Source organism: Streptomyces viridosporus (genome assembly GCF_002078235.1).
GTDB classification, from domain to species: Bacteria; Actinomycetota; Actinomycetes; order Streptomycetales; family Streptomycetaceae; genus Streptomyces; species Streptomyces viridosporus.
The window spans coordinates 1-19,015 of sequence record NZ_MSGP01000304.1 but is presented as its reverse complement, the minus strand read 5'-3'; the positions used below and the strand labels follow the sequence as shown (position 1 = coordinate 19,015).

General features: G+C 73.0%; 15 protein-coding genes. 7 read left to right on the top strand and 8 right to left on the bottom strand.

From position 1 onward, the window contains the following. Positions 1–913: EamA family transporter (locus B7L92_RS21705; protein ID WP_081239157.1), on the bottom strand; the 913-nt coding region annotated here is incomplete at its 3' end. An 89-nt stretch (positions 914–1,002) separates the two neighbouring features. Here B7L92_RS21705 and B7L92_RS21700 point away from each other — a divergent pair. From B7L92_RS21700 to B7L92_RS21690, 3 genes are all read left to right on the top strand, one after another. Further along, positions 1,003–1,920 carry a LysR family transcriptional regulator gene (locus B7L92_RS21700; RefSeq protein WP_081239155.1) on the top strand — a complete coding sequence of 306 codons (918 nt, stop codon included), beginning with the start codon at positions 1,003–1,005 and terminating at the stop codon, positions 1,918–1,920. Between the two features lie 340 nt (positions 1,921–2,260). Next, positions 2,261–4,105 (top strand): glycoside hydrolase family 3 protein, encoded by a 1,845-nt coding sequence (locus B7L92_RS21695; protein ID WP_081239154.1) that lies wholly within the window; start codon positions 2,261–2,263, stop codon positions 4,103–4,105. Between the two features lie 155 nt (positions 4,106–4,260). After that, positions 4,261–4,917 (top strand): hypothetical protein, encoded by a 657-nt coding sequence (locus B7L92_RS21690; RefSeq protein WP_438364010.1) that lies wholly within the window; start codon positions 4,261–4,263, stop codon positions 4,915–4,917. Positions 4,918–4,936: 19 nt separating this feature from the next. On the opposite strand, the gene B7L92_RS21685 is transcribed toward B7L92_RS21690, so the two are convergent. The 3 genes from B7L92_RS21685 to B7L92_RS21675 all read right to left on the bottom strand — a co-directional run bounded on the left by B7L92_RS21685 (position 4,937) and on the right by B7L92_RS21675 (position 10,903). Continuing rightward, the gene (locus B7L92_RS21685; RefSeq protein WP_081239153.1) at positions 4,937–6,370 is read right to left on the bottom strand and encodes a S28 family serine protease; all 1,434 of its coding nucleotides are present in this window, start codon (positions 6,368–6,370) and stop codon (positions 4,937–4,939) included. 86 nt (positions 6,371–6,456) lie between these two features. After that, a complete protein-coding gene (locus tag B7L92_RS21680; protein ID WP_081239152.1) occupies positions 6,457–6,843 on the bottom strand; it encodes a hypothetical protein in 387 nt (128 codons plus the stop codon). A gap of 310 nt (positions 6,844–7,153) precedes the next feature. Continuing rightward, positions 7,154–10,903, bottom strand: a complete 3,750-nt coding sequence (locus B7L92_RS21675; RefSeq protein ID WP_081239151.1) for an ABC transporter ATP-binding protein — start codon at positions 10,901–10,903, stop codon at positions 7,154–7,156. A 296-nt stretch (positions 10,904–11,199) separates the two neighbouring features. On the opposite strand from B7L92_RS21675, the gene B7L92_RS21670 reads away from it, so the two are divergent. Continuing rightward, entirely contained in the window at positions 11,200–12,030 is an 831-nt protein-coding gene (locus B7L92_RS21670; RefSeq protein ID WP_081239150.1) for an endonuclease I family protein, read from the top strand. Here B7L92_RS21670 and B7L92_RS21665 read toward each other — a convergent pair. Continuing rightward, a complete protein-coding gene (locus B7L92_RS21665; protein ID WP_081239149.1) occupies positions 11,993–12,307 on the bottom strand; it encodes a hypothetical protein in 315 nt (104 codons plus the stop codon). The two genes, B7L92_RS21670 and B7L92_RS21665, sit on opposite strands and share 38 nt — an antisense overlap. Before the next feature lie 308 nt (positions 12,308–12,615). Between B7L92_RS21665 and B7L92_RS21660 the strand changes: the two genes are divergently transcribed. Both B7L92_RS21660 and B7L92_RS21655 read left to right on the top strand, forming a co-directional pair. Continuing rightward, entirely contained in the window at positions 12,616–13,410 is a 795-nt protein-coding gene (locus B7L92_RS21660; protein ID WP_081239148.1) for a helix-turn-helix domain-containing protein, read from the top strand. Next, complete coding sequence (locus B7L92_RS21655; protein ID WP_081239147.1) at positions 13,403–13,609, top strand: DUF397 domain-containing protein; 207 nt, start codon at positions 13,403–13,405, stop codon at positions 13,607–13,609. Before B7L92_RS21660 ends, B7L92_RS21655 begins: the two co-directional genes overlap by 8 nt. A gap of 219 nt (positions 13,610–13,828) precedes the next feature. Here B7L92_RS21655 and B7L92_RS21650 read toward each other — a convergent pair whose 3' ends face one another. Genes B7L92_RS21650 through B7L92_RS21640 form a run of 3 tightly spaced genes read right to left on the bottom strand, consistent with a single transcriptional unit; the run spans position 13,829 to position 18,012 of the window. Beyond that, positions 13,829–15,514, bottom strand: a complete 1,686-nt coding sequence (locus tag B7L92_RS21650; protein WP_081239146.1) for a thiamine pyrophosphate-binding protein — start codon at positions 15,512–15,514, stop codon at positions 13,829–13,831. Continuing rightward, complete coding sequence (speB, locus tag B7L92_RS21645; RefSeq protein WP_081239145.1) at positions 15,511–16,488, bottom strand: agmatinase; 978 nt, start codon at positions 16,486–16,488, stop codon at positions 15,511–15,513. The genes B7L92_RS21650 and speB overlap by 4 nt, the downstream gene beginning before the upstream one ends. 57 nt (positions 16,489–16,545) lie before the next feature. Then, positions 16,546–18,012 (bottom strand): sodium:solute symporter family protein, encoded by a 1,467-nt coding sequence (locus B7L92_RS21640; protein ID WP_081239144.1) that lies wholly within the window; start codon positions 18,010–18,012, stop codon positions 16,546–16,548. A gap of 188 nt (positions 18,013–18,200) precedes the next feature. Here B7L92_RS21640 and B7L92_RS21635 point away from each other — a divergent pair. Continuing rightward, positions 18,201–19,015 (top strand): PucR family transcriptional regulator ligand-binding domain-containing protein (locus tag B7L92_RS21635; RefSeq protein WP_174703998.1); only part of this gene is annotated, 815 nt, incomplete at its 3' end.

Below are 19,015 nucleotides of genomic sequence, written 5' to 3'. Positions count from 1 at the left end.
GATGGCGTCCCTCACCCGGCGACGGCCCGCGGCCCCGGCCGCCCCTCCCGTGGACGCCCCGTCGCCGGGTGAGGGACGCCATCGCCACACCGCCCACCAGCAGCGCCGCCGCGCACCACCGGAGCGGGGTCACCGCCTCGCCCAGGAACAGCGCGGCCGACGACATCCCGAAGACCGGGACGAGCAGGGAGAAGGGCGCGACCGTGGAGGCGGGGTGGCGGCGCAGCAGCCAGCCCCAGGCGCCGAAGCCGAACACCGTGGCGCCCCAGGCGACGAAGAGCACCGTGCCCGCGCCCCGCCAGTCCAGGCCGGCCAGCGCCTCGAGGTCCCGCTCGGGGCCCTCCAGCAGGAACGACAGGGCCAGCAGCGGGAGCACCGGCACCGTGCTCACCCAGATCATGAAGTTCAGGGCGTCCGGGGGCGCCGCCTTGCGGGTCAGGATGTTCGAGACGCCCCAGCAGGCGGCTGCCACGACGACCAGGACGAAGCCGGTCAGCGAGCCCGAGGTGCCCTCGTCGACCGCCGCGACCCCGATGCCCGCCAGCGCCACCACCATGCCCACGAGCCGGATGCGGGAGGGACGTTCGCCGAGGAGCGCGAAGGCGAACAGGGCCGTGAACACCGCCTGGATCTGGAGCACCAGGGAGGAGAGCCCGCCCGGCATCCCCGCGTCCATGCCGACGAACAGCAGCCCGAACTTGGCCACCCCCAGCGCCAGCCCCACCCCGACGATCCACTTCCACGCCACCTTGGGCCGCCCCACGAGGAACACCGCGGGGAGCGCCGCCACGAGGAAGCGCAGGGCGGAGAAGAGCAGCGGCGGGAAGTGGTCGAGCCCGATCTCGATGACGGTGAAGTTCACGCCCCAGACGGCGGCGACGAGGACGGCGAGCAACAGGTGGGAAGGTCGCATGGGTCGAGGATCACCGCCCGCGACGCTTCAGCACCAGCGACGGTTCCTGCATGATTGGATGAAGCATCGCTTACCGATCGGGGCCCGTCATGCTCGACCTCCAGCGTCTGCGCGCCCTGCACGCCGTCTCCGTCCACGGCACCGTCGGTGCCGCCGCCGTGGCGCTCGGGTACACCTCCTCCGCCGTCTCCCAGCAGATCGCCAAGCTGGAGCGGGAGACCCGGACCGTCCTGCTGGAGCGGGAGGGCCGGAGCGTGCGGCTGACCGACGAGGCCCACCGGCTGGTGTCCGCCGCCCAGGAACTGCTCGCCATCGTGGAACGGGCGGAGACCGAGCTGGAGGAGCGGCGCGGGGTGCCGGCCGGGCGGCTGACCGTCGCCGCCTTCGCGTCGGCGGCGCGCGGGCTGATGCCGTCCGTGCTGGCCGACCTGGCCCGGCGGCACCCCGCGCTCGACGCCCGGCTCACCGAGATCGACCCGCACCTGTCCGTGGACCTGGTGGCCAAGGGCGCGGTCGACCTCGCCGTCGCGCACGACTGGGACATCGCGCCGCTGCCCGCCCCCGCCGGCGTGGAGCAGGCGGTCATCGGGGACGACCTGTGCGACCTGCTGGTGCCCGAAGACCATCCGTTCGCGGGGCGCACGGCGGTGCGGCGGGAGGAGCTGGGCGGCGAGCGGTGGATCTGCCCGCCGCCGGGGCGGGTCTGCCACGAGTGGCTGGTGCGCACCCTGCGCGCCGCCGGGCACCAGCCGGAGATCGTCCACCGGGCCGACGAGAACCCGACCCTGGTCGCCCTGGTCGCGGCCGGGCTCGGCATCGCGCTGATCCCCCGGCTGGGGCGCGGCCCGCTGCCCGACGGGGTGGTGGAGGTGCCGCTCGACCCGATGCCCGTGCGGCGGGTGTACGCGCTGTGGCGCACGGGCGCGGCCCGCCGTCCGGCGATCGCGGAGACGGTCCGGGCCCTGCGCGGGCACTGGCCCGGGGTCCGCGCGCACACGCCCCGCTGACCCCGTCCGGACCACCGGTCCCGACTTCGGGGAATTCGCCGCGACCGGGGAACCCGTCCGCACCCCCGTCCGTCCCATACGCAGGCTGCCGGATGAGTCTCCGCGGCGCGGTGTCGGCCCTCGCTGCCGGCAGCGATCGCTGACCCACCCTCTCCGCCGTGCCGCGGCCGGCAGCACGCCGTCATCGGCGCGCCCCCCTCCGACTGCGCCGATGACGGCCCCTCCCCGGTTGCTGTGCGCTCCCTTGACTGGCAGAAACTTCCCGGATATTGGTGACCTCCTGGCAGTTTCCTTCAGTGGATCCCCGGTCCCCCGCGGATCACCTCCCAAAGGAGCGCACGTGCCCGACAGCAGCACGGGAAGCACGGGAAACACCGCACGTCCGTCCAGACGCACCGTCCTCGCCGCGACGGCGGGCGTCACCACCGCCCTGGCGGCCGCCGGCACGGTGCACGCCGCCGCCGGCCCCTCCACCCCCGACGACAGAAAGCTGCGCGCCCTCATCTCCCGGATGACGCTCGAGGAGAAGGTCGGCCAGCTCTTCGTGATGCGGGTCTACGGCCACTCCGCCACCGACCCGGACCAGGCCGACGTCGACGCCAACCTCAAGGAGATCGGTGTCCGCACGGCCGCCGAACTGCTCGCGAAGTACCGGGTCGGCGGCATCATCTACTTCGCCTGGGCGCACAACACCCGCGAGCCGCACCAGATCGCCGACCTGTCCAACGGCATCCAGAAGGCGTCCCTCGGCCTGCCGCGCGGCCTGCCGGTGCTCATCTCCACCGACCAGGAGCACGGCATCGTGGCCCGCGTGGGCGAGCCCGCCACCCTGTTCCCCGGCGCGATGGCCGTCGGCGCGGGCGGCTCCCGCTCCGACGCCCGCACCCTCGGCCGGATCGCCGGGCGCGAACTGCGCGCGATGGGCATCCGCCAGGACTACGCCCCGGTGGCCGACGTGAACGTCGATCCGGCCAACCCGGTCATCGGGGTGCGGTCCTTCGGATCCGAACCGGACGCCGTGGCACGGCTGGTGGCCGCCGAGGTCGCCGGGTACCAGGGGTCGGGGGTCGCGGCGACCGCCAAGCACTTCCCCGGGCACGGCGACACGGTCGACGACAGCCACGCCAAGCTCCCGTACATCCACCACACCCGCGAGCAGTGGGAGCGGCTCGACGCGCCGCCGTTCCGGGCCGCGATCGCCGCGGGCATCGACTCGATCATGACGGCCCACATCGTCGTCCCCGCGCTCGACGGCGCCGAGGACCCGGCCACCCTGTCCCGCCCGATCCTCACCGGCATCCTGCGCGAGGAACTGGGCTACGACGGGGTCGTGGTCACCGACTCCCTCGGCATGGAGGGCGTCCGCACCAAGTACGGCGACGACCGGGTGCCGGTGCTGGCCCTGAAGGCGGGCGTGGACCAGCTCCTCAACCCGCCCTCCCTGGACGTGGCCTGGAACGCGGTCCTGCGGGCCGTCCGGGACGGCGAGCTCACCGAGGACCGGCTCGACACGTCGATCCTGCGCATCCTGCGGCTGAAGACGAAGCTGGGCCTGTTCAAGGACCCGTTCGTCAGCCACGCCGGCGTCGACCGCACCGTCGGCACCCGCCCGCACCTGGCCGCGGCCGACCGGATCGCCGAACGCACCACCACCCTGCTGGTCAACGAGCGCGGCCTGCTGCCGCTGTCGCGGCGCGGGCGGCCGAAGCTGCTCGTCGTCGGCGCCGACCCGGCCTCCCCGTCCGGTACGACCGGCCCGCCGACCGGTGTGCTCGCGGGCGCGCTGACCGAGCTGGGCTTCACGGCCACCGCCCTGTCGACCGGCACGGCACCGTCGGCGGCGACCATCGCCACGGCGGTGGCGGCGGCCCGGGAGGCGGACGCGGTGGTCGTCGGGACGTACAACGTCACGGCGGGCAGCAGCCAGAAGACGCTGGTCGAGCAGCTCCTGGCGACCGGCACGCCGGTGGTGGCGGTGGCCATCCGCAATCCGTACGACGTGGCCCACCTGCCCGGCGTCCCGGCGTACCTGGCGACGTACTCCTGGACCGACGTCGAACTGCGGGCGGCGGCCCGGGTCATCGCGGGCAAGGTGGAGCCGCGCGGGACGCTGCCGGTGCCGGTGCAGCGGGCGGACGATCCGGCGGCGGTGCTGTACCCCGTCGGGCACGGGCTGGGGTACTAGCCGCGGCACACGGGCGCCGCGCACCCGGTGTAGTCCGTCGGACGTAGCGCCCGTACGCCACACACCCGGCGCACCACCCCCAAGGTACGCAAAGCACCCTGTTCGCCTGGCGTGTCCCGGCGCGCGCGGTCACGCTGGGCGGGAGGGTCCGGGGGATGACGATGCACGTGAGAAGTTCCTGGAGGGCGGTCCGCGCGCCGGTGGTACTGGCCGCCCTCCTGCTGACGGGGTGCCAGAGCGCGTCGGGCGGGGGCGCCGAGGAGGACGTCCGCCTCGGCGAACAGCCACCGGCGTCGGTGTCGCCCGCGCCGCCCCGGCCGTCCGGGTACGGGGCGGTGTTCCTCGCGGTGGACGAGTGCAGCTCGTTCGGCCGGACCAGCTTCACCGAGGTGCCCTGCACGAGCGAGCGGGCGGCGGCCCGGGTGGTCGCCCGCCACGACGGCACCGTGCGCGAGGGGCCGCGCTGCCCCGCCACCACGGACTTCGTGCTGCACATCAGCGAACAGCGCCCCTCCCTGGACGAGGACGGCGACGGCGCGGTGCCGCAGGGCTACGCCTGCATGCGCAACCTCCAGCCGCCGCACCCCGGCGATCCGGGCGGCGGGGGCGGTCCGCGCACCATCGTCGGCGACTGCGTCTACGGGCTGGGCGACGGCAAGGTCCGCGAGACGGCCTGCGACGGGAAGGGGAAGCGGAAGCCGGAGTACAAGGTGACGAAGGCCGTGGGCGCCCGGTCCGAATGCCCGGCGTCCACGGCCCTCTACGTCCGGCTGGGCGGCACCTCGCCGGTGGGCTGCGCCCTCCCGGTGTAGCCCCGCCCCGGCGGCGTTCCTACGGGCGCAGTGTGCGCTCCTGCTCGACGCCGCGCCGGTCGAGCTTGGCGTCGAACTTCGCCAGCGGCTTCGCCGCCGCCGGGTTCTCCCGGACCGCGCTCGGGGCGACGCCCGCCCAGTCGAGGATGCGGGCCGTGGCGAACGCCTTCTCCTTCTCGACCAGTCCGGCCACGTTGGCACCGTGGTTCATGCCGGGGGCGGTGAAGACGTGGGAGTCACGCGCCCCGTGTCCCAGGCGGAACGGCTCGGCGCCCCACGGGTCGTTCTCGCCGTAGACGAACAGCATCTGCCGCGCGTTGTGGCGGACCCAGGTGTCGATGTCCCGCATGGCCGAGGGCTCGAACTTCATCGGGATCGAGCGGGGGACGAAGTTGCGCGGCGGCTGGTAGCCGTAGCGGATGTACTTCTTCTCGATGTGCGGGAAGTGGATCGTCGGCGCGCCCAGCTGCGTACCGGCCTGGTAGTAGTACGGCGTGTACGGGCTCAGGCCCTGGTCGGTGTAGAACGAGAAACCGGAGATCGTGTCGATCGAGGTCCAGATCTCGTCGTCGGTGGCGTTCTTCGCGTCCGCCGGGATCCGCTCGCAGTCCGCCGTCGTGCTGTACTGCCAGAAGCCCCACACGTAGTCGAGGACGACGGCCTCGTACGCCCGGTCCAGGCTGCCGATGGTGTCGAAGGTGTAGCCGTTCTCGGCGGCGTACGCCTCGTACCGCTTCTCCAGCGGCGCGCGGCGCACCAGCGCCTCGCGCTGCACCGCGTTCAGCCGGTCGCGGCACTCCTTGGTGCCGACGGTGCGGAAGAAGCGGTCGTAGGCCGAGTCCTCCTTGTTCACCACGTCGTTGGGGGCGACGTAGGCGACCACGCCGTCCATGTCGCGCGGGTAGAAGCGCTCGTAGTAGGTGGCGGTCATCCCGCCCTTGGAGCCGCCGGTGGAGATCCAGTTCTCGGGATAGATCTTCTTCAGCGCCGTGAAGATGCGGTGCTGGTCGCTGGCGGCCTGCCAGATGTCCAGCTTGGACCAGTCGGCCGGTTCGGGCCGGGACGGGGTGAAGAAGCGGTACTCCATGGAGACCTGGTTGCCGTCCACGATCTGGGTCGGCTCGCTGCGGCGGGGCGTCGTGGAGACGCTGTAGCCGCCGGTGTGGAAGACGGTCGGCCGTGCGACGTCCTTGTGCAGCACGGTGATCCGCTGCTGGAACGTGCCCCTGGCGGGCCTGCGGTGGTCGACCGGCTGGGTGTAGTTCAGGACGAAGAAGCGGTAACCGGTGTACGGCTTCTCCTCGATCAGGCTCATGCCCGGAACGGAGAGCAGTCTCTCCTTGATGTCGGTGGTGCCGGTGGCCTCCGGCTCGGCGGCGGTGGCCGCCCCGGCCGTGCTCATGGTGCCTATGAGCACCGTGAGCGCCAGCAGCCATCTGAGCGCCTTGCGCATGCGCACTCCCCTGTGAAGACAGATGTGCGCCGGAAGCTAGCGGACCAACTCCCCGCAGCACCAGGGGACATAGGGAAAACCCCGTGTCAGCACAGGATCCAGCCGGAGCTGACGGACCCGCCGCCGACCCTGCCCTTCACCCAGACGCAGCGGCGTCCGGCGTGCACGGTCACCGGGCCCGCGTGGTACTTGTAGCGGCCCTCGTCGACGACCGGCCGGCCGCCGCGCGCCCGCACGCTCACCGACATCGTGCGTACGGTGCCGGGCTTCTTGGCGAGGGTGACGGCGCAGACGTAGCCGCCGCGCTTGTGGACGACCACGGAGCCGGTGGAGAAGGACAGGGTCCGCACCTTGCGGCCGGGGCATTGCGCGGCGGCGTGCGCGTCACCCGGAGCGGCGACGGTGAGCAGCCCCGAGGCGGTCAGCACGGCCAGGACGGGCGCGAGGCGCCGCCGTATCGCTCCACTGCCCACGTGTCGTTCCTCCCGTACCGCGTCTGCCGCGACCAACGACGTACGGGGGTACGGACGCACGGCGTATGTCGGATGGTTGCGCGGTCGTCACGGGAGCGGGTGCACGGGAACGGGTCCGCGGGAGCGGGCCCACGGGGGCCGGCCTGCGGGAACAGGCCCACGAGAGCCGGCTCGCGGGAACGGGTCCACGAGAGCCGGCCCGCGGCAGCCGACCCGCGGGAACAGGCCCATGAGAGCCGGCCCGCGGGTGCCGGCCCGCGGGAGCCGGCCCGCGGGAGCCGGCCCCCGGGAACAGGCCCACGGGGCCGGCTCAGCGGACCGCCCCGACCGGCTCCTCCGGCTCGGCCTGGCCGATGAAGGTCCGCCACAGCTCGGCGTACCGGCCGTCGCGGGCCAGCAGCTCCTCGTGCGTGCCGTCCTCCACGACCCGCCCGTGGTCCATGACGACCACCCGGTCGGCGCGGGCCGCGGTGGTCAGGCGGTGGGCGACGACCAGCGTCGTGCGGCGGCCCGCCAGCCGGTCGGTGGCCTGGTTGACCTGGGCCTCGGTGGCCAGGTCGAGCGCGGCCGTGGCCTCGTCGAGCAGCAGGACGTCCGGATCGACGAGTTCGGCGCGGGCCAGCGCGATCAGCTGGCGCTGTCCGGCGGAGAGGTTGCGTCCGCGCTCGGCGACCTCGTGCAGGTAGCCGCCCTCCAGGGTGGCGATCATCTCGTGCGCGCCGACCGCGCGGGCGGCCGCCTCCACCTCGGCGTCGGTGGCGTCCGGGCGACCGTAGGCGATGGCGTCGCGGACGGTGCCGGGGAAGAGGTACGCCTCCTGCGGGACGACGCCGAGCCGGTGCCGGTACGCCGTGAGGTCCAGGTCCCTGATGTCCGTGCCGTCGACGGTGACCCTGCCGCCGGTGGGGTCGTAGAACCGGGCCACCAGCTTGACCAGGGTGGACTTGCCGGCGCCGGTCTCGCCGACGAAGGCGACGGTCTGCCCGGCGGGGATGCGCAGGTCGATCCCGCCGAGCGCCTCCTCCGCCTTCTCCGCCCCGTCACCGGAGGCGTAGGCGAAGCGCACGCCCTCGAAGGCGATCTCCCCGCGCAGGGACGGCACGTCGACCGGCTCGTCGGCGGGCTCGGTGGAGGCCGGCTCGCGCAGCAGCTCCTGGATGCGGCCGAGCGAGACGGACGCCTGCTGGTAGCCGTCGAAGACCTGGGAGAGCTGCTGCACGGGGGCGAAGAACAGGTCGATGTAGAGCAGGTACGCCACCAGCGCACCGGTCGTCAGCGTCCCGTCGTCGACCCGGGCACCGCCCACGACCAGGACCGCCGCCGCCGCGATCGCGGACAGGAACTGCACGAACGGGAAGTACACCGAGATCAGCCACTGGCCCCGGACCCGGGCGCTGCGGTAGTCGGCGCTGCGCTCGCCGAACCGGCGGACGCCGTCCCGCTCCCGGCGGAAGGCCTGCACGATCCGCAGCCCGGACACCGACTCCTGCAGGTCGGCGTTGACCGTGGACACGCGCTCGCGGGCCAGCTCGTACGCCTTCACGCTGGCCCGGCGGAAGAACCAGGTGGCGACGATCAGCGGGGGCAGGGTGGCGAAGACGACCAGGGCGAGCTGCACGTCGATCACCAGCAGGGCGACCATGATGCCGAAGAAGGTGACCACCGAGACGAACGCCGTCACCAGGCCCGTCTGCAGGAACGTCGACAGGGCGTCGACGTCGGTGGTCATCCGGGTCATGATCCGGCCGGTCAGCTCGCGCTCGTAGTAGTCGAGGCCGAGCCGCTGGAGCTGGGCGAAGATCTTCAGCCTGAGCGAGTACAGCACCCGTTCGCCGGTGCGTCCGGTCATCCGCATCTCGCCGATCTGCGCGGCCCACTGGAGGATCACGGTGAGCAGGGCGAGCAGCGAGGCGGCCCAGACCGCGCCGAGGGCGACCTGGGTGACGCCCTGGTCGATGCCGTGCCGGATCAGCACCGGCAGCAGCAGGCCCATGCCGGCGTCCACGGCGACGAGACCGAGGCTGACCAGGAGCGGCAGGCCGAAGCCGCGCAGCAGGCGGCGCAGGCCGTAGGAGTCCTCCGGCCGGACCGCGCGGGCCTCGTCGACGTCGGGGACGTCGGTCGCCGGGGGCAGCGCCTCGACCTGGGCGAGGAGCTCCGGGGTGGCCGGGCTGCCGGACAGGGCGGTGTCCTTGGGCTCGCGGTCGCCGGTCCACAGCCGGGGCGTGACGCCGCGCTCGGCGTCGAACTCGGCGTCCAGCTCCGCGCGGACGGAGGTGTCCCCCTCCTCGGGCTCCGGGGGCCCGGCGGTCGGGGTGTGGCCCGGGGAGACGGCGCCGAGCTCGTCGGGGTCGGTGAGCAGCCGGCGGTAGAGGGCCGAGCGCCGCTGGAGCTCGTCGTGGGTGCCGATGTCGGCGAGCCGGCCGGCGTCGAGGACGGCGATGCGGTCGGCGAGGCCCAGGGTGGAGCGGCGGTGGGCGATCAGCAGGGTGGTGCGGCCCCGCATGACCTCCCGGAGCGCCTCGTGGATCTCGTGCTCGACGCGTGCGTCCACGGCGGAGGTCGCGTCGTCCAGGACCAGCAGGCGCGGGTCGGTGAGGATCGCGCGGGCGAGGGCGATGCGCTGGCGCTGGCCGCCGGAGAGGGTCAGGCCGTGCTCGCCGACCGCGGTGTCGTAGCCGTCGGGCAGCTCGGTGATGAACCGGTCGGCCTGGGCCGCGCGGGCGGCGGCGGTGATCTGCTCGTCGGTGGCGTCCGGGCGGCCGTAGGCGATGTTGCCGCGCACGGTGTCGGAGAAGAGGAAGGAGTCCTCGGGGACCAGCCCGATCGCGGCCCGCAGCGACTCGGTGGTCAGCTCGCGCACGTCGTGGCCGCCGACGAGGACCGCGCCGCGCGTGACGTCGTAGAAGCGCGGCAGGAGCAGGGAGACGGTGGACTTGCCGGAGCCGGAGGAGCCGACGACGGCGAGGGTCTCGCCCGGGCGGATCTCGAAGGAGAGGCCGTCCAGGACCGGGTGCTCCGGGTCGTAGCCGAAGGAGACGTCGTCGAACTCGACGGTCGCGGGGGCGTCGGCGGGCAGTTCCACGGTGCCGTCGGTCAGGGACGGCTCGGTGTCGATCAGCTCCAGGACGCGTTCGGTGCTCGCGCGGGCCTGCTGGCCGACGGTGAGCACCACGGCGAGCATCCGGACCGGGCCGACGAGCTGGGCGAGGTAGGTGGAGAAGGCGACGAACGTGCCCAGCGTGATGTTCCCGCGGACGGCGAGCCATCCGCCGAGCGCCAGCATCGCCACCTGGCCGAGGGCGGGGACGGCCTGGAGGGCGGGGGTGTACTTCGCGTTCAGCCGGATGGTGCGCAGCCGCCCGGCGTACAGCCGCCGGCCGACCTCGCGCAGCTTGCCGGTCTCCTGGTCCTCCTGCCCGAAGCCCTTCACCACGCGGACGCCGCTGGCCGCGCCGTCGACCACGCCGGCCACGGCGGCCGCCTGGGCCTGGGCGTACCAGGTGGAGGGGTGCAGCCGGGTGCGGCTGCGCTTGGCGATCCACCACAGGGCGGGGGCGACGGCGAGGGCGACGAAGGTGAGCGGCAGCGACAGCCACGCCATGATCACCAGTGAGAGCAGGAACAGCAGGAGGTTGCCGATGGTCATCGGCAGCATGAAGAGCAGGCCCTGGATCAGCTGGAGGTCGCTGGTGGCGCGGCCGACGACCTGCCCGGTGTTCAGCTCGTCCTGACGGCGGCCGTCGAGCCGGGTGATCGTCCCGTACATCTCGGTCCGCAGGTCGTGCTGGACGTCGAGGGCGAGCCGGCCGCCGTAGTAGCGGCGGATGTAGGTGAGGACGTAGACGACGAGCGCGGCACCGATCAGGGCGCCCGCCCAGGGGGCCATGGCGCGGCTGTGGTCGCCTATCACGTCGTCGATGATCACCTTGGTGATCAGCGGGACCAGTGCCATCACGGCCATCCCGCCGAGGGAGGAGCCGAGGGCAAGGACGACGTCCTTGGGATGACGCCACGCGTATCCGGCCAGTCGCCGTGCCCATCCCCGTTGCGGTGTCACGCGGTGCCCTCCGTTCGACCTGATCTGCCGCAAGGCACCAACGCCGCCGGAAGCGGATTTCATCCCTCCGCACCAGGCGGCCCGGTCCGCCCGGAGCGCGGAGCCGCGCCCCTGGGCACGGGGGCGACGGCGAGGGGGGCGTGCGGGCGCACGGGCGTCACCGTGCGGGACGCCCCGTGACCACCGGCTCCTCCTACCGCCACACGACCGCCACCTCGTCTTCACCCTCACGCATACATGTCCATGTCACGCTTCTGTCGGCCGCGCTTTCAACCCGCGTAGAACGGACGCCCCCCATGCCCGTGACCCCCGTACGCCGCCGCTGGAGGACCGTCGCCCTGGCCGCGTCCGCCGCCCTGGTCGGTCTCACCGTCCCCGCCCTGACCGCGCCCTCCGCCGGCGCCGCGACCGCCCCGCCCGCCGGCGTCGCGAGCGCCGCGTACGACGACGCCTACTACGCCGACGCGATCGGCAGGACCGGCCCGGCGCTGAAGGACTCCCTGCACACGATCATCAGCGACCAGACGAAGCTGTCGTACTCGGCCGTCTGGGAGGCGCTGAAGGTCACCGACCAGGACCCGAACAACAGCGGCAACGTGATCCTGCTGTACTCGGGCATCTCCCGCAGCAAGTCCCGCAACGGCGGGAACACGGGCGACTGGAACCGCGAGCACGTGTGGGCCAAGTCCCACGGCGACTTCGGCACCTCCACCGGCCCCGGCACCGACCTGCACCACCTGCGCCCCGAGGACGTGCAGGTCAACTCGGTCCGCGGCAACAAGGACTTCGACAACGGCGGCAGCGCGGTCGCCAACGGCGGCGGCAGCCTGACCGACTCGAACTCCTTCGAGCCCCGTGACGCGGTCAAGGGCGACGTGGCCCGCATGATCCTCTACATGGCGGTGCGCTACGAGGGCACGGACGGCTGGCCCGACCTGGAGCCCAACGACTCCGTCACCAACGGCAGCGCCCCGTACCACGGCCGCCTCCCGGTCCTGAAGCAGTGGCACGAGCAGGACCCGCCGGACGCCTTCGAGAAGCGCCGCAACGACGTCATACACGCCTCCTACCAGCACAACCGGAACCCGTTCATCGACCACCCGGAGTGGGTGGAGTCGATCTGGTAGGCAGGCGGGCGCCCCGGCTCTCGGCGATCCGGCGCACGTCGGTCAGCGACTCGTGCATCCGGGCGAGCAGGAACCGGAGCTGGTCCGCGGTCGCGCGGCGGTCGGCCAGCAGGTCCGCCGTGTGGCCGAGGAGATCGTCGGCCATGGCGAGCTGCACCTGCTCGACGGCGTCGGCGCGGCGGGAGAGGTAACCGGTCCCGTCCGTGACGAGGTAACAGGGCTTTCCCCCCGGTCCCGTCCAGGGCAGGAGCCGCACGTCGTCGTCCCCGTCCTCCACGCCGTCACCCCCGCCCCGGGGATAACGCGCGGTCCGGCGTCGATCCCGTGCGCGGCGAGCCGCGGCGCCCGGCGCCGGGCCGGCCGGCGCCGGGGGGCAGCGGCCCCGGCAGCGATGCGAAGAGACGGCCGATGCCGTTGCCCATGTCGTCGACTCCCTGAAGACGTTGGTGACCGCGCCCCGGGCCGGTCGCACGGCCGCGAGGGCATCGCTTTGCGTAGCGCTCCATTCACAGGGTGAGAGGGCTGCCGCTAGGCTCGCCAGGGGGAAGCCGGTGACAGAGCGTTTGTCACAAGGGGGGCGACGCGATGGGCAGCATCTACGGCGACTGGCTGAAGGAGCGGCGCGAGGCCGCGGGGCTGTCCCAGCAGCAGCTGGCCGACAGGGCGATCATGACCCGTTCGCACATCGCCCACATCGAGGCGGGCCGCCGGGTGCCGTCGAAGGAGGACGCGCGCAGGCTGGACGCGGCGCTGGGCACGGGAAACGTGCTGAGCAGCTTCCTGCCCGAGCAGAACGCCGCCGTCGCCGACTACTTCGAGGCGGCGCGGCTGCTGGAGCAGCAGGCGGTGATGATCCGGGAGTCCGCGGTGACGTTCGTCCCGGGGGTCCTCCAGACGGAGAGGTACGCGCGCGCCGTCCTGGGGACGACGTTCCCTCCCCTGGGCGACGAGGAGCGTGACAAGCGCCTCGTCACACGCCTCGAGCGTGCGAGGATCCTCGACGATCCCACGACGCCCGTCTTCTGGGCCCTGCTGGACGAAGGCCTGCTGCACCGCCCGGTGGGCGGCCGCGACGTCATGGCGGAGCAGCTCGTGCACCTGGTGCGGCTGGCCGAGCGGGGCCGGATCCGGGTTCACGTGATGCCCCGCGGGACGGGCGCCTATCCCGTCATGCAGGGCATGTTGAGTCTGATGTGGTTCGAGGACCAACCGCCCGTGGCCTACTCCGAAGGCGTACAGGTGGCCAAGATCCATGACGTTCCGGCCGTCGTCGAACAGTTGCAGGGCGCCTACCATCTCGCACTGAGCGACGCGCTTCCGCTGCGCGAGTCGCTTGCCGTCATGAAGGCCACAGCGAAGGACTACGGACACGATGGCTGACCGGACCATAGCGGACGCCACGGCGCTGAGCGGTTGGCGCAGGTCGTCCCACAGCGGAAACGAAGCGGGCAGTTGCCTCGAAGTGGTCGACGGCTGTCCCTTCGGCGTGCCCGTGCGGGACTCCAAGGTGCCGGACGGGCCGGCGGTGGTCTTCTCGACGACCGGCTGGACCTCCTTCGTCGCCGCCCTCAAGGACTGACGCCCTCGCCGGAGAGCGTGGACCTCTCGGTCCTCGTCGCCCACGTGTCGCTCGTTCGAGTGCCCACGTGGCGTTCACCCGCCCACTGCTCACGCCTTTCGGCACGGTGACCGCCATGAGCGCGCAAGGAGCAGCGCGCGCCGCCGCCGTCCGGGCCGGTGACGACGGCCGTGACCTCGTCACCGGCCCGGACGGCGGAGCGGTGGAACGCGCGCGGGCTCAGTCCAGGTGCGTCGGTGCGAACATCCGCAGGACCGCCGGGAGGACGACCACGGACGGGCCCGGTGTCCTCAGGGCCTCGGCGAGGTCCCGCTCCAGGGTCTCGGGGGTGGTCCACGCGCCCGGGACCCCGAAGGACCGCGCCAGGGTCACGTAGTCCGGGCGGGTCAGTTCCGTCGCCGTGGGCTCGCCGAAGGCGTCGGTCATGTACTCGCGCAGGATGCCGTAGCCGCCGTCGTCGACGATGAGCCAGGTGACGTCCAGGTCGTACTGCCGTGCCGTGGCCAGCTCGGCGATGGAGTACAGGGCGCCGCCGTCCCCGGAGACCGCGAGCACCGGGCGGGTGGGGTCGGCGACCGCCGCGCCGAGGGCGGCCGGGAAGCCGTAGCCGAGGCCGCCGGCGCCCTGGGCGGAGTGCAGGCGGTTGGGGCCCTGGGCGTCGAAGGCGGACCAGGCCCAGTAGGCAAGGATCGTCATGTCCCAGAAGGAGGGCGAGTCGGCGGGCAGGGCCCGGCGGACCGCCGTCAGCACCTGCTGTTCCAGGGTGAGTTCCTGGGCGGCGATGCGTGCGGCGACCTTCGCCAGCAGGGCGCGGACGCGCTCCGGGGCGGTGGCGTCCTCGCGCGGTTCCACCGTCTCCAGCAGCGCCTGGAGCGCGAGGCGCGCGTCGGCGTGGATGCCCAGGCCCGGGTGGTTGGACTCCAGTTTGCCGAGGTCGGCCTCGATCTGGATCACCCGGCCGCGCGGCTCGAACGTGTGGTAGTTCGAGGAGAGTTCGCCCAGGCCCGACCCCACCACCAGGAGCACGTCGGCGTCCTCCAGGAAGTCCGTCGTGTGGCGGTCCTCCAGCCAGGACTGCAGCGACAGCGGATGGGTCCAGGGGAACGCCCCCTTGCCGCCGGGGGTGGTGACCACCGGCGCCTGGACGCGCTCGGCGAGCCGCCTCAGCTTGCCGGAGGCGTCCGCGCGGACCACTCCCCCGCCCGCGATGATCGCCGGGCGGGCGGCGTTCGCCAGCAGATGGGCGGCGAGCGCGGTCAGTTCGGGTCGCGGGGGCAGCTCGTCCGGGGTGGCGTCCACCGCCGTCACCACCGGCAGGATCGTCTCGGCGAGCAGCACGTCCTGCGGGATCTCCACCCACACGGGACCGTGCGGCACGGTGAGCGCCGACTTCCAGGCCGCGGCGATCGCGGACGGGATCTGGGACTGCGTGCGGACCGTGTGCACGGACTTCACCACGCCCCGGAACGACGCCGCCTGGTCGGGCAGTTCGTGCAGGTAGCCGTGGCGTCCCCCGCCCAGTCCCGCCGTCGGGACCTGGCTGCTGATCGCCAGTACGGGGGCGGAGGCCGCCGCCGCCTCCTGGAGCGCGGCCAGGGAGGTGAGGGCTCCCGGACCGGTCGACAGCAGCAGCGGGGCCGCCTCACCGGTGACGCGGCCGTACGCGTCCGCCGCGAACCCCGCGTTGTTCTCCACCCGCAGGCCGACGTACCGGAGGTCGGAGCGGCGCAGGGCGTCGAACATGCCGAGGGCGTGCTGGCCGGGCAGGCCGAAGACGGTGGTCGCGCCGAGCCCGGCCAGGGTCTCCACGACCAGGTCTCCGCCGTTGCGGCCGGGGGGAGGGTCGAGTGCGGCCTCCGTCTGCGCGGCGGTCGGACGGAGCACCAGGTCGTGGTCGTGGGTCACTTGCCCTCGTTCTCCTCACGGGCGGCGGCGATCTGGCGGGACATGATCGTGGTCAGCTCGTACGCCGTGTGGGACGCGGCCACCGAGGTGATCTCCGCGTGGTCGTACGCGGGGGCCACCTCGACGACGTCCGCGGAGACCAGGTTGCAGGAGGCCAGTCCGCGCAGGATCTCCAGCAGTTCGCGGGAGGTCATGCCGCCGGCCTCGGGGGTGCCGGTGCCGGGGGCGTGGGCCGGGTCCAGGCAGTCGATGTCGATGGAGATGTACAGCGGGCGGTCGCCGATGCGCTGGCGGAGTTGGTCGGCGACCTCGTCGGCGCCGCGGCGGTAGACGTCCGCGGAGGTGACGATGCCGAAGCCCATCTTCTCGTCGTCGGTGAGGTCCTGCTTGCCGTACAGCGGGCCGCGCGTGCCGACGTGCGAGAGGGCGGAGGTGTCGAGGATGCCCTCCTCGACGGCCCGGCGGAACGGGGTGCCGTGGGTGTACTCGGCGCCGAAGTAGGTGTCCCAGGTGTCGAGGTGGGCGTCGAAGTGGAGCAGGGCCACGGGGCCGTGCTTCTTGGCGACCGAGCGGAGCAGCGGCAGGGCGATGGTGTGGTCGCCGCCGAGGGTCATCAGCCGCGCGCCGGTGCCGAGCAGGTCGTCGGCGGCGGCCTCGACGGTCTCCACGGCCTCGTGGATGTTGAACGGGTTCACCGCGATGTCACCGCCGTCCGCGACCTGGGCGAGGGCAAAGGGGGAGGCGTCCTGGGCCGGGTTGTAGGGGCGCAGCAGCCGGGACGCCTCGCGGATGGCGTTGCCGCCGAAGCGGGCGCCCGGCCGGTAGGAGACTCCCGAGTCGAACGGCACGCCCACCACGGCGACGTCGGCGCGGCCGACCTCGTCGAGGCGGGGCAGCCGGGCGAAGGTGGCGGGACCGGCGTACCGCGGGATGCGGGAGGAGTCGACGGGGCCTCGGGGCGTCTCGTTGCTCATGGGGGACTGCTCTCTTTCCTACGCTTCGTCGCGTATGTACTGCCTGCTCCGACGACTCTACTGGGCTGCGGAGGCCGGTTCGGACACGGATTCGGACGCGGGCGCGCGTCCGGCGACGCGTTCGCGCCAGGCGGCCAGCACGGCCTCGTCGGTGGGCCGGGTCGCCAGGGAGACGACGACGTAGGCGGCGAGGGAGGCCAGCAGGCCGTAGAAGATGGGCTCGTTGGCGAGGATGCCGTAGCCGGCCATCAGACCGATGACGGCCAGGCCGCCGACGGCGACGGCGGCGAGGGCGCCCTGCGCGGTGCCGCGCTTCCACAGCAGTCCGCCGAGGATCGGCACGAGCAGCCCGCCGACGAGCAGGTTGTAGGCCACGGTCAGCGCCTGGACGACGTCGTTCAGCGCGATCGCCGTGCCGATCACGGCGAGGCCCATGAGGAGGATGAAGGCGCGGTTGCCCTTGACCTCGTCGTGCTGTTCGCCGGACGGGCGCACGGCGCCCCGCAGCCGTGACCAGATGTCGTTGTTGGCGACGGTGGCGCAGGCGATCAGCGCGCCGGAGGAGGTCGACATCACGGCGGCGAGCGCGGCGGCCAGCACCAGTCCGCGCACCCCCATGGGCAGTTCGTCCTTGACCACGGTGGCGAAGGCGTCGTCGGCGCTGCCGAGGTCGGGGTAGAGCACCTTGGCCGCGGTGCCGATGACGGCGCCGGCGACGGCGTAGGCGAGGCAGTAGGTGCCGGCGACGGTGCCGCCCCACCGGGCGGTGCGGTCGCTGCGGGCGGTGAACACGCGCTGCCAGATGTCCTGGCCGATCAGCATGCCGAAGGTGTAGATCAGCACGTAGGTGAAGATCGTCTCGCCGCCGATGCCCAGCGGGTCGAAGTACTCGGTGGGCAGCTGCGCCTTCATCTCGCTGAAGCCGCCCGCCTTGACGACCGCGATCGGCAGCAGCAGGAGCAGCACGCCGATCGTCTTGACGACGAACTGCACCATGTCGGTCAGCGTGATGGACCACATGCCGCCGAGCGTGGAGTACGCGACGACGATGGAGCCGCCGAGGACGATCGCGAAGGTGCGGTTGACGTCGAACAGGACGTCGAAGATCGTGGCGTAGGCGATGGTCGAGGTGACCGCGAGCATGAGGGTGTACGCCCACATGACCAGGCCGGAGATGACGCCCGCCCGTCCGCCGTAACGCAGGTCGAGCATCTCGGAGACGGTGTAGACCTTCAGCCGGGCGATGCGGGCGGAGAAGAAGATGCTCAGGGCCAGCAGTCCGAGGCCGATGGTGAAGACCATCCAGGCACCGGAGAGGCCGTACTGGTAGCCGAGGCCCACGCCGCCGATGGTGGAGGCGCCGCCGAGGACGATGGCGGCCATGGTGCCGGAGTACATGGCGGGACCCAGGCGGCGGCCGGCCACCAGGAACTCGCTCTTGGACTTGGCGCGGCGCATGCCCCACCAGCCCATGGCCAGCATGCCGACCAGATAGACGACGATGACCAGGTAGTCGACGGCCATGCGGGCCTCCTTCGCGCGCTGTCAACGGCGTGCCATACAGGGTGGGGAAGACGTCCGGTTGCTCGTCACGGGGGCGTCCGCCCGTGCCCGTGGGCCTCCGGTCTGATGCGACCCTAGGTGGCCGGAAAGCGACTGCGAAGTGTACGTTTCCTCCATTCTCACCGAACGGGATGGAGGAAACGTCCACCATGCCGGACCCCGCGGTCCCGCCCACACCGCCCGTGCCCCTGGACGCGCTCCTGGCACGCGAGGACCTCGGCCTGCGCCGGATCGCCGGGCCGGGCGGTCCCGGCATCGTCGTCCACGGGGCGCACACCTCGGAGATGGCGGACCCGTACCCGTACCTGCTGGGCGGGGAGCTGCTGCTGTCGGCGGGTGTGCACATCCCCGAGGACGCGGGCGCGGAGTACTTCGACGCCTACGTCTCCCGGATCGTGGCGGCGGGCGGCGCGGCGCTCGGTTTCGGGCTGGCGCCGGTGCACGACACGGTGCCGGCGGCACTGGTCGAGGCCTGCGGGACGCACGGGCTGCCGCTGCTGGAGGTGCCGCCGCGGACCACCTTCTCGGGCGTGGCCCGCGCGGTCTGGCAACTGATGGCCCGGGCCCGGCTGGCCGAGCTGCGGCGCGTGACGGAGGCCCAGCAGAGCCTCGCCACCGCCGCCGCCCGCCCGGACCCGGTCCCGTCCGTCCTGCACCAACTGGCCCGCCGGCTGGGCGGCCGGGCGGTGCTCTACGGCCCGGAGGGCACGGAACTCGCGGCGGCGGGGCGGGACCAGGGGGAGGAGGCGCGGACGGCGCTGGCGGAACTGGCCCGGGTCGTGCGCCCCGACGCCGGCCGCCCCGCCTCCGCCACCGACACCGCCGCCGGCACCCGTCTGGCCGCCTACGCGCTCGGTACCGGTCAGGGCTTCGTGCTCGGGGTCGCCGCCCCGCGGCAGCACCCGGGCGACCACACCATCGCGTCCGTGGCCGCCGTGCTGCTCTCGCTGCTCACCGGTGAGCA

Excerpts from the sequence above, each read along its gene's own strand:
- B7L92_RS21660 (WP_081239148.1), top strand. The coding sequence starts at position 12,616 with ATGGGCAGCATCTACGGCGACTGGCTGAAGGAGCGGCGCGAGGCCGCG.
- B7L92_RS21655 (WP_081239147.1), top strand. The coding sequence starts at position 13,403 with ATGGCTGACCGGACCATAGCGGACGCCACGGCGCTGAGCGGTTGGCGC.
- B7L92_RS21690 (WP_438364010.1), top strand. The coding sequence starts at position 4,261 with ATGACGATGCACGTGAGAAGTTCCTGGAGGGCGGTCCGCGCGCCGGTG.
- B7L92_RS21700 (WP_081239155.1), top strand. The coding sequence starts at position 1,003 with ATGCTCGACCTCCAGCGTCTGCGCGCCCTGCACGCCGTCTCCGTCCAC.
- speB (WP_081239145.1), bottom strand. The coding sequence starts at position 16,488 with ATGAGCAACGAGACGCCCCGAGGCCCCGTCGACTCCTCCCGCATCCCG.
- B7L92_RS21685 (WP_081239153.1), bottom strand. The coding sequence starts at position 6,370 with ATGCGCAAGGCGCTCAGATGGCTGCTGGCGCTCACGGTGCTCATAGGC.
- B7L92_RS21670 (WP_081239150.1), top strand. The coding sequence starts at position 11,200 with ATGCCCGTGACCCCCGTACGCCGCCGCTGGAGGACCGTCGCCCTGGCC.
- B7L92_RS21640 (WP_081239144.1), bottom strand. The coding sequence starts at position 18,012 with ATGGCCGTCGACTACCTGGTCATCGTCGTCTATCTGGTCGGCATGCTG.